Below are 13,222 nucleotides of genomic sequence, written 5' to 3'. Positions count from 1 at the left end.
TCGGTGCCGAGCGGGCTCAATGCGCGGTGCGGCTGTCGGCCTCGATGGCGGCGGCCGCCGACTTCAGCGATTCGACATAGAGCTGGCGCTTCTGCCGGGTGGCCTCGTCGCGCGCATCCTCGACGTCTTCCTCGGCGTCCTTGATCATCTGCGCGAGCACCTCCGGCCGGAACTCGGCGAGCGGCGTCGCCGTCTCTGCAAGCACGGTGAGGCCCTGCGGATTCGCCTCGGCGAAGCCGCCGCGCACGAAGAGCTTCTGCGGCGCGCCGTCGCCCTTGATGGTCAGCACGCCCGGCTTCAGGGTCGAGACGAAGGGAGCGTGACCCGCAAGAACGCCGAATTCGCCCTCGGTGCCCGGCACGATGACTTCCGTCACCTTGCCCGAGAAGACGAGGCGCTCGGGGGAGACGAGCTCGAAGGGGAAGGTGGTGGCCATGATTCCTCCAGCGGGTGCTTCGGCGGGCGGGCTCCGCGGCGCTCAGGCGAGCGCCGCAGGTCGCGTCACGCGGCCTCGGCAGCCAGCTTCTTGCCCTTCTCGATCGCCTCGTCGATGGTGCCGACCATGTAGAAGGCCTGCTCCGGCAGGTGGTCGTACTTGCCTTCGACGAGCCCCTTGAAGCCCTTGATGGTGTCCTGAAGGTCGACGAGCTTGCCCGGCGAACCGGTGAAGACTTCGGCGACGTGGAAGGGCTGCGACAGGAAGCGCTCGATCTTGCGGGCGCGGGCGACGGTGAGCTTGTCCTCTTCCGAGAGCTCGTCCATGCCCAGGATCGCGATGATGTCCTGCAGCGACTTGTAGCGCTGCAGCGTCTGCTGCACCTGGCGCGCCACCTGATAGTGCTCCTCGCCGATGATCAGCGGCGAGAGGATGCGCGAGGTCGAATCGAGCGGGTCCACCGCCGGGTAGATACCCTTCTCGGCGATCGAGCGCGACAGCACGGTGGTGGCGTCGAGATGTGCGAAGGAGGCGGCCGGCGCCGGGTCGGTCAGGTCGTCGGCCGGCACGTAAATGGCCTGCACCGAGGTGATCGAGCCCTTGGTGGTGGTGGTGATGCGCTCCTGCAGCGCGCCCATGTCGGTGGCGAGGGTCGGCTGGTAGCCCACCGCCGAGGGGATGCGGCCGAGCAGCGCCGACACTTCCGAACCCGCCTGGGTGAAGCGGAAGATGTTGTCGACGAAGAACAGCACGTCCTGGCCCTGGTCGCGGAAATGCTCGGCAACGGTGAGACCGGTCAGCGCGACGCGGGCACGGGCGCCCGGCGGCTCGTTCATCTGGCCGTAGACGAGCGCGCACTTCGAACCGGCGGCTGAGCCGTTGTTCTCGTGCGGGTCGACGTTCACCTTCGACTCGATCATCTCGTGATAGAGGTCGTTGCCCTCGCGGGTGCGCTCACCGACGCCGGCGAACACGGAGTAGCCGCCGTGCGCCTTCGCGATGTTGTTGATGAGCTCCATGATGAGCACGGTCTTGCCGACGCCGGCGCCGCCGAACAGGCCGATCTTGCCGCCCTTGGAATAGGGGGCCAGCAGGTCCACCACCTTGATGCCGGTGACGAGGATCTCGGCCTCGGTCGACTGGTCGGCATAGGAGGGGGCGTCCTGGTGGATGGCGCGCTTCATTTCGCCGACCACCGGACCCAGCTCGTCCACCGGCTCGCCGATGACGTTCATGATGCGCCCGAGCGTAGCGTCGCCCACCGGCACCATGATCGGCGCGCCGGTGTCAGAGACCGGCTGACCGCGGACCAGACCCTCGGTGGAGTCCATGGCGATGGCGCGCACGGTGTTCTCGCCGAGATGCTGGGCCACTTCCAGTACAAGGCGATTGCCCTGGTTGGTGGCCTCCAGGGCGTTCAGAATCGCCGGCAGGTGGTCGTCGAACTGAACGTCGACGACGGCTCCGATGACCTGGGTGATGCGTCCGTCCGTGTTCGCCATTTTCATGCGTCCTTTGTCCTTGACCGCGCTGCCGTCAGAGCGCTTCGGCGCCGGAAATGATTTCGATCAGTTCTTTGGTGATCTGGGCCTGACGTGTGCGGTTGTAGACCAGCGTCTGCTTTTTGATCATGTCACCGGCGTTGCGGGTCGCGTTGTCCATCGCGCTCATGCGCGCGCCCTGTTCGGACGCGCCGTTCTCGAGCAGCGCCTTGAAGATCTGCACCGCGAGGTTGCGCGGCAGCAGGTCGGTGAGAATCTCGGCCTCGCCCGGCTCGTAGTCATAGACCGCCGCCGCGCCGTCGTTCGCCGCCACCTGTTCCTCGGGGAAGGTGGCCGGGATGATCTGCTGGGCCGTCGGAACCTGCGAGATCACCGAGTGGAAGCGGCTGTAGAACTGGGTCGCGACGTCGAACTCGCCGGCGCTGAACATCGCCATGATCTTGTCGGCGATGGCCTGCGCGTCGGCGAAGGTGACGCCCTTGTTCGAGCGCAGCTCGACCAACTCGACGATCTGCTTCTCGAACAGCCGGCGCAGAGGCTCGTAGCCCTTGCGCCCGACGCAGAAGATCTTGACCGTCTTGCCCTGCGCCATCAGCGCATAGGCGCGCTCGCGGGTGAGGCGGACGATCGAGGAATTGAAGGCGCCGCACAGGCCGCGCTCGGCGGTCAGCACAAGCAGCAGGTGCACGTTGTCCTTGCCGGTGCCGGTCAGCAGGACAGGCGCGTCCGGCCCGCCGGACACCGCCTTGGCGATATTGGAGAGCACCGTCTCCATGCGCTGCGCATAGGGGCGCGCTGCCTCGGCGGCCATCTGCGCGCGACGCAGCTTCGCCGCGGCGACCATCTGCATCGCCTTGGTGATCTTCTGCGTCGCCTTCACCGAAGCGATGCGGTTGCGCAGATCCTTGAGGCTGGCCATCTACCCTCGACTCCCGCTTGGCTGTCCGGTCGCCCGGCTCAGCCGAAGGTCTTCGCGAAGGCGTCGAGCGCCGTCACGAGCTTCTGCGTGGTCTCCTTGGAGAGCTCCTTGGAGGTGCGGATGGTGTCGAGGATGTCGGCGTGATTGGTGCGCAGGAACAGCAGCAGGCCGTTCTCGAACTCGCGCACCTTGCTCACCGGCATGGCGTCCAGATAGCCGTTGGTGCCGGCGAAGATCACCACCACCTGCTCCTCGACCTTCAGCGGCGAGAACTGCGACTGCTTCAGGAGTTCGGTGAGGCGGGCGCCGCGGTTAAGCAGCTTCTGCGTCGAGGCGTCGAGGTCCGAGCCAAACTGGGCGAAGGCGGCCAGCTCGCGATACTGGGCGAGCTCGCCCTTGATCTTACCGGCGACCTGCTTCATCGCCTTGATCTGTGCCGAGGAGCCGACGCGCGACACCGAGAGGCCGACGTTCACCGCCGGGCGGATGCCCTGGAAGAACAGATCGGACTCGAGGAAGATCTGGCCGTCGGTGATCGAGATCACGTTGGTCGGGATGTAGGCCGACACGTCGTTGGCCTGGGTCTCGATGACCGGCAGGGCGGTCAGCGAGCCGGCGCCGTTCTCGTCGTTCAGCTTCGCGGCCCGCTCGAGCAGACGCGAGTGGAGATAGAACACGTCGCCCGGATAGGCCTCGCGGCCCGGCGGGCGGCGGAGCAGCAGCGACATCTGGCGATAGGCCACGGCCTGCTTGGACAGGTCGTCGTGGATGATCAGCGCATGCATGCCGTTGTCGCGGAAGAACTCGCCCATGGCGGTGCCGGCGAACGGCGCCAGGAACTGCATCGGCGCGGCGTCCGAGGCAGTGGCGGCGACCACGATGGAGTAGTCGAGCGCGCCCTGCTCCTCCAGCACCTTCACGAACTGTGCGACGGTCGAGCGCTTCTGGCCCACCGCGACATAGACGCAGTAGAGCTTGGCCTTCTCGTCGGTGCCCTGGTTGATCGGCTTCTGGTTCAGGATGGTGTCGAGCGCGATCGCGGTCTTGCCGGTCTGACGGTCGCCGATGATCAGCTCGCGCTGGCCGCGGCCGACCGGGATCAGCGCGTCGATGGCCTTGAGGCCGGTCTGCATCGGCTCGTGCACCGACTTGCGCGGGATGATGCCCGGCGCCTTGACGTCGACGCGGCGGCGCTCGGTGGCCTCGATCGGGCCACGGCCGTCGATCGGGTTGCCGAGGGCGTCGACGACGCGGCCGAGCAGGCCCTTGCCAACCGGCACGTCCACGATCGCGCCGGTGCGCTTGACGCTCTGGCCTTCCTTGATCTCGCGGTCGGAGCCGAAGATGACGACGCCGACATTGTCGATTTCGAGGTTCAGCGCCATGCCGCGCGTGCCGTTCTCGAACTCGACCATCTCGCCCGCCTGGACGTTGTCGAGCCCGTAGACACGGGCAATGCCGTCACCGACGGACAGAACCTGACCGACCTCGGAGACCTCGGCCTCCTGGCCGAAATTCTTGATCTGTTCCTTGAGGATCGCGGAAATTTCTGCGGCGCGGATATCCATCAGCGAACCTCTTTCATCGCGTAGCGGATCGAATTGAGCTTGGTCTTGAGCGAGGCGTCGACGACGCGCGAGCCGATCTTCACCTTCAGCCCGCCGAGCAGGGAGGGATCGACGGTCACGGCAAGCTGGACGTCCTTGCCGGTCATCGCGTCGAGCGACTGCTTCAGCGTCGCGGCGTGGGCATCGGAGAGCGGATGCGCCACGGCGACATCGGCCACCACCTCGCCCTTGTGGGCGGCGACGAGCGCGACAAAGGCGCGGATCGCCGACTCGATGATGAAGAGACGGCGATTGGCGGCGACCGTCTTGACGAAGTTGCCGGCAATGCCGCCGATGCCCGCCTTGTCGAGAATGGCGGCGACCGCCTTCTCCTGCTCCTCGGCGGAGAACACCGGGCTGCGCACCAGCCGCTTGAGATCGTCGCTCTCGGCGAGCAGGGCGTCGAACCTGTCGAGCTCGGCCTTCACCGTGTCGATGGAGTTGCTCTCGCGGGCGAGCTCGAAAAGCGCCGTCGCGTAGCGTCCTGCCACCCCGGATACGAACGTCTCGGCCACCGTGCCTCTCTCGGGCTTGTTCAGGGCGAGAGCGTCGCGAGAGCGACGCGGGTTCCAGCCCCGAAATTTACGAAGGAACCCGACCGGGCCGGGGAAATGCTCGAAAAGCCCCCGCCCCCGACGGTCGGCGGTTCCCTAACACGGCTTCCCCCATGCTGCAACACGATGAAGTGAGCCAGATGGGGGGCCAAATGACGTAGCGGCTTCATGCGCCCGCGCAGCGCCGGAGATGGCGGCGCATCAAGGCTTTGCGGCCCCTGCGGCGCATTGCTGCACCGGGCGCGCTCCAGCTCAGGAGCGCGTCGCGCGCAGGGCCGCCGCCGCCGCCACCGGCCCCATGACCAGTGCGGCGAGACTGAGGCCGACCAGCACGAGGAACGGCGTGCCGAACGGTACCGGCCCCGTCACCGCCGCGCCGGTGGCCGCCACGGCGAAGATCAGCACGGGAATGGTCAGCGGCATCACCAGCACGGCGACCAGCAGGCCGCCGCGCCGGAAGGCGCTGGCGAAAGCCGCGCCGATCAGGCCCAGGAAGGTGATGGCCGGCGTTCCGACGAGCAGCGTCAGCGTGAGCGCGCCGATCGCCTCCGCCTGCAGGTTGAGCAGCAGCGAGAGCAGCGGTGCGGCGACGACCAGCGGCAGGCCGGTGGCGATCCAGTGCGCCAGCCCCTTGGCGGCAGCGATCAGCTCGAGCGGCAGCTCGACCATGTACATGAGGTCGAGCGAACCGTCCTCGGCGTCGGCGGCGAACAGGCGGTCGAGACCGATGAGGGAGGCGAGCAGCGCGCCGATCCACAGGATCGCGGGGCCGATCCGCGCCAGCAAGGCGAGGTCGGGCCCGATCGCGAAGGGTGTGACCACCACCACGGCGAGGAAGAACACCACGCCGAGACCCGCTCCGCCCCCGGCGCGGAGGGCAAGCCGCAGGTCGCGTCCCAGAAGGGCGAGAAAGGCGGCGGTCATGCCGACACCGCCGGCTGGGCGGCGGGCGGCACGGCGGCCGGTCCGATCCGCAGCGCGTCGGCGGGGCCGAAATCGAGCGGCGCGTGGGTCGCGGCGACGATCAGGCCGCCCTTGTCCAGATGCGCGCGGGCGAGCGTGCCGACCAGCTCCTGGCCGGCGACGTCGAGCGCGGCGGTCGGCTCGTCCAGCAGCCAGAGAGGGCGATCGGCGACGAGCAGGCGAGCGAGCGAGAGGCGCCGCTTCTGGCCGGCCGAGAGCACCGCGACCGGCAGGCGGGCGAGCGGGCCGAGGCCGACCCGCTCCAGCGCGTCGTCCGGCCGAGCCGCCGGGTGACCGAGCATGCGGCGCCAGAAGGCGAGATTCTCGGCCACCGTCAGTGCGGCCTTCTGGGCGTCGAGATGACCGAGATAATGGGTCAGCTCGGCGCGCGAGGCCTCGGCATCCCGCGCCGTGGCGAGATCGTCTGGTTCGAACTCGAGCCGGATCGTGCCCGCATCCGCGGAGACGAGGCCGGCGAGAATACGCAGCAGCGAGGATTTTCCGGACCCGTTGGGCCCCGTGACGATCAGCGCGCGCCCGGCTTCGAGCGTGAAGCCGAGCCCGTCGAACAGGCGACGCGCCCCGCGCGTGCAGCCAAGGCCTTCAGCGACAAGGCGCATGAGGCCGGTTCCCGCACCCGCTACCGCCGGATGCGGCGCACAATTCACGAGCGCGCCGCATCAAGCCTCTATGATCGTCATTTGAAATAGCTCTATATAGAAATCGAAACGACGCTCGCCCAAGGGCAGGGCCCGCGCCGGAGCTATAGCGCGCTCCGCCGTTCCGTGTCCAAGCCCCCGGGTGAGTGCCGAGAGCCCTACCAACAATCGGGGACCCGCCCGCCGTGACGTCGCTCGACAGCTTCAAAAGCCGCAAAACCCTCACCGTCGGATCGAAGACCTACACCTATTACAGCCTTCCCGATGCCGAGAAGAACGGTCTTTCCGGCATCTCCGCCTTGCCCTTCTCGATGAAGGTGCTGCTCGAGAACCTGCTCCGTTTCGAGGACGGTCGCTCGGTCAGCAAGGAAGACGTCGTCTCCATCAAGGACTGGCTGGTCAATCGCGGCAAGGCGGAGAAGGAAATCGCCTACCGTCCCGCCCGCGTGCTGATGCAGGACTTCACCGGCGTGCCGGCGGTGGTCGACCTCGCCGCCATGCGCGACGCCATGGTGCATCTCGGCGGCGATCCCAAGCGGATCAACCCGCTGGTGCCCGTCGACCTCGTCATCGATCATTCGGTGATCGTGAACTTCTTCGGCGACAACGCGGCCTTCGGGAAGAACGTCGACGAGGAATACAAGCAGAATCAGGAACGCTACCGCTTCCTGAAGTGGGGCCAGTCGGCTTTCGACAATTTCCGCGTGGTGCCGCCCGGCACCGGCATCTGCCACCAGGTGAACCTCGAATATCTCGCCCAGACCGTCTGGACGAAGGATGAGGACGGCACCACGGTCGCCTATCCCGACACCTGTGTCGGCACCGACAGCCACACCACCATGGTGAACGGCCTCGGCGTGCTCGGCTGGGGCGTCGGCGGCATCGAGGCTGAGGCGGCCATGCTCGGCCAGCCGGTATCGATGCTGATTCCCGAAGTGATCGGCTTCAAGCTGACCGGCAAGCTGAAGGAAGGCATCACCGCCACCGACCTCGTGCTGACCGTCACCCAGATGCTCCGCAAGAAGGGCGTGGTCGGCAAGTTCGTCGAGTTCTTCGGCCCCGGCCTCGAGCACCTGTCGCTCGCCGATCGTGCCACCATCGGCAACATGGCGCCGGAATACGGCGCCACCTGCGGCTTCTTCCCGGTCGATTCCGAGACTATTGCCTATCTCGACGAGACCGGTCGCAAGGACGACCGCATCGCCCTCGTCGAGGCCTATTCGAAAGCGCAGGGCATGTGGCGCGACGAAGCCACCGCCGATCCGGTATTCACCGATATCCTCGAACTCGACATCGGCACGGTGCTGCCCTCGCTGGCCGGCCCGAAGCGCCCGCAGGACCGCGTGCTGCTGGCCGACACCAAGGCCGGCTTCCTCGCCGCGCTGGAAGGCGAGTTCAAGAAGCCGGGCGAGGCGGGCAGGCGCGTGCCGGTCGCCAATTCCGACTTCGACCTCGGCCATGGCGACGTCACCATCGCCGCCATCACCTCCTGCACCAACACCTCGAACCCGAGCGTGCTGATCGCCGCGGGCCTGCTCGCCCGCAACGCGGTGGCCAAGGGCCTGAAGTCCAAGCCCTGGGTGAAGACCTCGCTGGCGCCCGGCTCGCAGGTGGTCGAGGGGTATCTCGACTCCGCCGGCCTGCAGGACGACCTCGACGCGCTCGGCTTCAATCTCGTCGGCTTCGGCTGCACCACCTGCATCGGCAATTCCGGCCCGCTGCCGGAGGACATCTCCGAGGCGATCAACAAGAACGACCTCGTCGCCGGCGCGGTGATCTCCGGCAACCGCAACTTCGAAGGCCGCGTGAACCCGGACGTGAAGGCGAACTATCTCGCCTCGCCGCCGCTCGTGGTCGCCTATGCCATCGCCGGCTCGCTGCAGATCGACCTGACCACCGAGCCGCTCGGCACCGATCAGGACGGCAAGCCGGTCTATCTCTCCGACATCTGGCCGTCGAACCAGGAGATCCAGACCTTCATCCGCGAGAACGTCACCAAGAAGATGTTCCAGGAGAAGTATGCGGACGTCTTCAAGGGCGACGCCAACTGGCAGAAGATCGCGGTGCCGAAGGGCGAGACCTACACCTGGGACGACCGCTCGACCTATGTGCAGAACCCGCCCTATTTCCTCGGCATGTCGGCCGAGCCGGAGCCGGTCACCGATATTCTCGCGGCGCGGGTGATCGGCCTGTTCCTCGATTCGATCACCACCGACCACATCTCGCCGGCGGGTTCGATCAAGCAGGCGAGCCCGGCGGGCGAATATCTGCGCGACCATCAGGTCCGCCCGCAGGACTTCAACCAGTACGGCACCCGCCGCGGCAATCATGAGGTCATGATGCGCGGCACCTTCGCCAATATCCGCATCAAGAACCAGATGCTGGGCGGCAAGGAAGGCGGGCTGACCCGCCACTGGCCGGACGGCACCGAGATGCCGTTCTACGACGCCGCCATGCTCTACAAGCAGGAAGGCGTGCCGACGGTCGTCTTCGCCGGCAAGGAATACGGCACCGGCTCCTCGCGCGACTGGGCGGCCAAGGGTACGCGCCTGCTCGGCATCCGCGCGGTCATCGCCCAGAGCTTCGAGCGCATCCATCGCTCGAACCTCGTCGGCATGGGCGTGGTGCCGCTGACCTTCCAGGGCGAGGAGTCCTGGCAGTCGCTCGGCATCAAGGGCGACGAGACGGTCACCATCCGCGGCATCGAGGGCGACCTGAAGCCGCGACAGACGCTGACCGCCGAGATCGTCTATGGCGACGGCAGCGTGAAGAACGTGCCGCTCACCTGCCGGATCGACACGCTGGACGAGCTCGACTACTTCCGCAACGGCGGCATCCTGCAATACGTGCTGCGCAATCTCGCGGCCTAATGGCAGGGCAGACCAGAGGGGCGCCGGCGCATGTCGCACGGCGCCCTTTTCATGTGCGTGGGTGGAGCTGGTGCGCTTCACCTTTCCGTGCGATGCGACACCCGAATGTGACTGGTACGGCCCGTCTCCGGGCCTTATTGCCTAGCCCCAGCCTCATCGAGGGGATGCGCTCACGGATGTCGATTTCGCCTTCCGCCGGGCTGCCCGGCCGACAGCGCCATGTTGTGCCGGAGCATGGTCCGGCGCTCACGCTTCTCGCCTGCGGGTGGCTTGTGCTCGGGGTGCTGATCTGCGCCTCCCTGCCGGCTCTCGCCGAGAGCCCGCCGACCCCCGACGCGCCGAAATCCGCCCCGCGGGCCATTGCCTCGCCCAAGGCTGTCGTCGAGCTCTTCACCAGCCAGGGCTGCTCCTCCTGCCCGCCGGCCGACAAGCTCATTGGCGAGCTGGCGCAGCGCGACGACGTCCTCGCGCTGACCCTTGCGGTCGACTACTGGGACTATCTCGGCTGGAAGGACACCCTCGCCAAGCACGGCCATTCGCTGCGGCAGAAGGCCTATGCGCGCCTGCGCGGCGACGGGAAGATGTTCACGCCGCAGACGGTGATCAGCGGCAAGGCCATGACGATCGGCAGCGACAAGGCATCGCTCGAAGGGGCGATCGACACCGCCGGCGCAATGAGCGCACCGGTCACCGCACGGGCCAGGGACGGCAGGCTGGTGATCGAGGTGGGCCCCGGCGCCGGCACCGGCGAGATCTGGCTCTGCCCGCTCGCCAGCGAGACGACGGTGAAGATCGGTCGCGGCGAGAATGAGGGCGCGACCATGACCTATCACAATGTCGTCCGGCGCTGGATCAAGGCCGGCGAATGGACCGGGGGCGCAGCGACCTTCGAGGTCTCGCTCGATGACATTCGCGGCGACGGCATCGATGCGGTGGCAGTGCTCGTGCAGGCCGGTACGCAGGCCGCTCCCGGCAGCATCATCGGCGCCACGCTGCAGCCGCTTCCGTGAAGCTTGACCGCCGCGGCAGCGCCTGACGACGGTCGGTGACCGGCAAAAAAAGAGGGCCGGTAGAACCGGCCCTGCAAGAATAATCGGGGGATTGAACCTACGCGGAACGATAGGCCGGCCCGTTCCACGCCCCGGGGGGCTGGGGGGCTGGGAAACCAGGACGCTTCTGCGGACCGGCCCAACGCTAATGGTGAAAGTCTGACCCCTCGCATTGGCGCCGTGAGGGCTGAATTCGGGCGAGTCTGTGAATTCCTTTGACGAGAGCGTGATTCCGCGGATTCGCGGGGGCGCCTCGAGGAGCGTGGTTCGCGCGCGATGGCTTGCCGATGCGATAAGTCAGCCAGGGTGCTTGAAGCCGGCACCGCGCAGGAGGATCATGACGGCCGGATGACGGGGCGGCGATCCGAATCGCCCCGGAGCAGGGAGGCGCCGTGTGGCGGACATCGATCCCATAGGCTTTCCGGTCGTCGCCGGACGCGGCGAGCGACCGGCCGACAGTCCGGCCAGCGTCACCTTCGACCGGCGCGAACTCGACAGGATCCTTGATCTTTACGGCCGCATGGTCGCCCTCGGCGAATGGCGCGACTACGCCATCGACTTCACCCGCGACTGCGCGATCTTCTCGATCTTCCGCCGCTCCACCGAGGTGCCGATCTACCGGATCGAGAAGAATCCGCGCCTGGCGCGGCGCCAGGGCGCCTATTCGGTGGTCTCGCAGACCGGCCTCATCCTCAAGCGCGGCCCCGATCTCGTGCGGGTGCTGTCCGTGCTCGACAAGCCGCTGCGGGTGGTGAATTAGGGCGCGCTGTCCGCGCCCTCGCCGAGCGGCAATTGCATCAGCACGGTGTCGAGCCAGCGCCCGTGCTTGTTGCCGACGGATTCGAACGTGCCGACCATGCGGAATCCCAGCGCGGAGTGCAGGCCGATCGAGGCGGCATTGGCGCTGTCGCCGATCACCGCGATCATCTGGCGGAAGCCGCGCCGCGCGCTCTCGGCGATCAGGGCCGCGAGCAACGCCCGGCCCACCCCCATGCCCTGCGCCGACGGCGCCACATAGACCGAGTTCTCTACCGACCAGCGATAGGCGGGGCGCGGCCGGTAGGGGCCGGCATAGGCATAGCCGGCGATGCCCGAGCCGGTATCGGCGACCAGATAGGGAAAGCCTGCCTCCGCCAGCCGCGCGAAGCGGCCCGCCATCTCGTCGGCGGTAGGCGGCTCGATCTCGAAGGAGGCCGTGCCGTTTCGCACCGCCTCCTCGTAGATCGCGGTGATCGCGGCGACGTCGCCGGCGGTTGCCTCGCGGATGACGAAGCCCGGCGATACGGTGCGGGCGGGGTGAACAGGTGCGTCGGTCATGTGCCCGATATAGCCGATCGGTCGCCTGCGCATAAAGCATGGTGTCGGATGCGGATATCGCGGCTTGCCCCGCCCGGCGGCGCCGCTATAGTCCGCCGCGCTACGCGCCTTTGGTGCGCGACATGCGCGGGTGTGGCGGAACTGGTAGACGCGACGGACTCAAAATCCGTTTCTGGTGACAGAGTGTCGGTTCGAGTCCGACCACCCGCACCAATCCGGCGGCCTCAAACGCAGGCCAGCCATCCGGCTCCGCTGCCGATCTCCGACCCGTCAGGCCGCCATGTCGAGAACGATGCGGCCCTCGATCTGGCCCTTGTGCATTCGGTCGAAGACGTCATTGATGTCGTCGAGCCTTGCGGTGGCGACGGTCGCGTGGACCTTGCCCTGCGCGGCGAAGTCGAGCGCCTCCTGCAGGTCCAGCCGGGTGCCGACAATCGAGCCGCGCACGGTGATGCCGTTCAGCACCATGCCGAAGATGTCCAGCGGGAAGCTGCCGGGCGGCAGGCCGTTGAGCGAGACGGTGCCGCCCCGCGCCACCATGCCTATGGCCTGCTCGAACGCCTTGGGGCTCACCGCGGTGACCAGCACGCCCTGTGCCCCGCCGCCGGTCTCGCGGCGGATCACCGTGCCGGGATCCTCGTGCAGCGCATTCACGGTGACGGTGGCGCCGAGCTTGCGGGCGAGGTCGAGCTTGGCATCGTCGACATCAACGGCGGCCACATTGAGCCCCATCGCCTTGGCGTATTGCACGGCCATGTGGCCGAGGCCACCGATGCCGGAGATCGCGACCCAGTCGCCCGGCCGGGTGTCGGTGACCTTGAGGCCCTTATAGACGGTGACGCCGGCGCATAGCACCGGGGCGATCTCGACGAAGCCGATATTGGCCGGCAGATGGCCGACATAGTTGGGATCGGCGACCACATAGTCGGCGAAGCCGCCATTCACCGAATAGCCGGTGTTCTGCTGGCTCTCGCACAGGGTCTCCCAGCCGCCGAGACAGTGCCGGCAATGGCCGCAGGCGGTGTAGAGCCATGGCACGCCGACCCGGTCGCCTTCCTTCACATGCGTCACGCCGGCGCCGACCGCGGAGACGAAGCCGACCCCCTCGTGACCGGGGATGAAGGGCGGATTGGGCTTCACCGGCCAGTCGCCTTCGGCCGCGTGAAGGTCGGTGTGGCAGACGCCGGAAGCCTGGATCGCGACCTGGATCATGCCGGGGCCGGGCTCGGGGACAGGGACCTCGTCGATCGTCAGAGGCTGGCCGAACGCCCGTACCACCGCGGCCTTCATCGTCTTCGCCATGACAGTCCCTCACCCTCCTGATCGCAGGAAGACCGGGAGCGGCG

12 protein-coding genes and 1 tRNA gene are annotated in these 13,222 nt (G+C 67.5%); 4 read left to right on the top strand and 9 right to left on the bottom strand.

Features of this window, described 5'->3' with window-relative positions; genetic code table 11:
- Positions 1 to 16: 16 nt before the first annotated feature.
- The 7 genes from U742_RS0116220 to ccmA all read right to left on the bottom strand — a co-directional run bounded on the left by U742_RS0116220 (position 17) and on the right by ccmA (position 6,601).
- Positions 17 to 436, bottom strand: coding sequence for a F0F1 ATP synthase subunit epsilon (locus U742_RS0116220; RefSeq protein ID WP_029354871.1), 420 nt, complete (start codon positions 434 to 436; stop codon positions 17 to 19).
- Positions 437 to 501: 65 nt separating this feature from the next.
- Positions 502 to 1,938 carry a F0F1 ATP synthase subunit beta gene (gene atpD, locus U742_RS0116215; RefSeq protein WP_029354869.1) on the bottom strand — a complete coding sequence of 479 codons (1,437 nt, stop codon included), beginning with the start codon at positions 1,936 to 1,938 and terminating at the stop codon, positions 502 to 504.
- Positions 1,939 to 1,972: 34 nt separating this feature from the next.
- Positions 1,973 to 2,857: a F0F1 ATP synthase subunit gamma gene (locus U742_RS0116210; protein ID WP_029354867.1), complete on the bottom strand. Its 885-nt coding sequence runs from the start codon at positions 2,855 to 2,857 to the stop codon at positions 1,973 to 1,975.
- Between the two features lie 38 nt (positions 2,858 to 2,895).
- Positions 2,896 to 4,425, bottom strand: a complete 1,530-nt coding sequence (gene atpA / locus U742_RS0116205) for a F0F1 ATP synthase subunit alpha (RefSeq protein ID WP_029354865.1) — start codon at positions 4,423 to 4,425, stop codon at positions 2,896 to 2,898.
- Positions 4,425 to 4,979, bottom strand: a complete 555-nt coding sequence (locus tag U742_RS0116200; protein ID WP_029354863.1) for a F0F1 ATP synthase subunit delta — start codon at positions 4,977 to 4,979, stop codon at positions 4,425 to 4,427. Before U742_RS0116200 ends, atpA begins: the two co-directional genes overlap by 1 nt.
- Before the next feature lie 291 nt (positions 4,980 to 5,270).
- Entirely contained in the window at positions 5,271 to 5,942 is a 672-nt protein-coding gene (gene ccmB, locus U742_RS0116195; RefSeq protein WP_029354861.1) for a heme exporter protein CcmB, read from the bottom strand.
- Entirely contained in the window at positions 5,939 to 6,601 is a 663-nt protein-coding gene (gene ccmA, locus U742_RS0116190; protein ID WP_029354859.1) for a heme ABC exporter ATP-binding protein CcmA, read from the bottom strand. Before ccmA ends, ccmB begins: the two co-directional genes overlap by 4 nt.
- A gap of 224 nt (positions 6,602 to 6,825) precedes the next feature.
- Here ccmA and acnA point away from each other — a divergent pair, with 224 nt between their 5' ends.
- From acnA to U742_RS0116175, 3 genes are all read left to right on the top strand, one after another.
- On the top strand, positions 6,826 to 9,510 hold the full coding sequence (gene acnA / locus U742_RS0116185; RefSeq protein WP_029354857.1) for an aconitate hydratase AcnA: 2,685 nt from the start codon (positions 6,826 to 6,828) through the stop codon (positions 9,508 to 9,510).
- Positions 9,511 to 9,686: 176 nt separating this feature from the next.
- Positions 9,687 to 10,520, top strand: coding sequence for a DUF1223 domain-containing protein (locus U742_RS0116180; protein ID WP_051661243.1), 834 nt, complete (start codon positions 9,687 to 9,689; stop codon positions 10,518 to 10,520).
- Positions 10,521 to 10,971: 451 nt separating this feature from the next.
- Positions 10,972 to 11,319, top strand: a complete 348-nt coding sequence (locus U742_RS0116175; protein ID WP_051661271.1) for a DUF2794 domain-containing protein — start codon at positions 10,972 to 10,974, stop codon at positions 11,317 to 11,319.
- Here the strand turns inward: U742_RS0116175 and U742_RS0116170 are convergent.
- A complete protein-coding gene (locus U742_RS0116170) occupies positions 11,316 to 11,876 on the bottom strand; it encodes a GNAT family N-acetyltransferase (protein ID WP_051661270.1) in 561 nt (186 codons plus the stop codon). The two genes, U742_RS0116175 and U742_RS0116170, sit on opposite strands and share 4 nt — an antisense overlap.
- 126 nt (positions 11,877 to 12,002) lie before the next feature.
- On the opposite strand from U742_RS0116170, the gene U742_RS0116165 reads away from it, so the two are divergent.
- A tRNA-Leu gene (locus tag U742_RS0116165) sits at positions 12,003 to 12,089 on the top strand.
- A gap of 57 nt (positions 12,090 to 12,146) precedes the next feature.
- On the opposite strand, the gene adhP is transcribed toward U742_RS0116165, so the two are convergent.
- The gene (adhP, locus tag U742_RS0116160; RefSeq protein WP_029354850.1) at positions 12,147 to 13,178 is read right to left on the bottom strand and encodes an alcohol dehydrogenase AdhP; all 1,032 of its coding nucleotides are present in this window, start codon (positions 13,176 to 13,178) and stop codon (positions 12,147 to 12,149) included.
- Positions 13,179 to 13,222: the final 44 nt, after the last annotated feature.

Origin of the sequence: Allobosea sp. 117, assembly GCF_000702305.1 — a bacterium.
In the GTDB taxonomy this organism is placed as follows: Bacteria; Pseudomonadota; Alphaproteobacteria; order Rhizobiales; family Xanthobacteraceae; genus Ancylobacter.
This window is presented reverse-complemented; position numbering and strand designations above follow the sequence as displayed.

Excerpts from the sequence above, each read along its gene's own strand:
- U742_RS0116210 (WP_029354867.1), bottom strand. The coding sequence starts at position 2,857 with ATGGCCAGCCTCAAGGATCTGCGCAACCGCATCGCTTCGGTGAAGGCG.
- U742_RS0116170 (WP_051661270.1), bottom strand. The coding sequence starts at position 11,876 with ATGACCGACGCACCTGTTCACCCCGCCCGCACCGTATCGCCGGGCTTC.
- U742_RS0116180 (WP_051661243.1), top strand. The coding sequence starts at position 9,687 with ATGTCGATTTCGCCTTCCGCCGGGCTGCCCGGCCGACAGCGCCATGTT.
- atpA (WP_029354865.1), bottom strand. The coding sequence starts at position 4,425 with ATGGATATCCGCGCCGCAGAAATTTCCGCGATCCTCAAGGAACAGATC.
- adhP (WP_029354850.1), bottom strand. The coding sequence starts at position 13,178 with ATGGCGAAGACGATGAAGGCCGCGGTGGTACGGGCGTTCGGCCAGCCT.
- atpD (WP_029354869.1), bottom strand. The coding sequence starts at position 1,938 with ATGGCGAACACGGACGGACGCATCACCCAGGTCATCGGAGCCGTCGTC.
- U742_RS0116220 (WP_029354871.1), bottom strand. The coding sequence starts at position 436 with ATGGCCACCACCTTCCCCTTCGAGCTCGTCTCCCCCGAGCGCCTCGTC.
- ccmA (WP_029354859.1), bottom strand. The coding sequence starts at position 6,601 with ATGCGCCTTGTCGCTGAAGGCCTTGGCTGCACGCGCGGGGCGCGTCGC.
- ccmB (WP_029354861.1), bottom strand. The coding sequence starts at position 5,942 with ATGACCGCCGCCTTTCTCGCCCTTCTGGGACGCGACCTGCGGCTTGCC.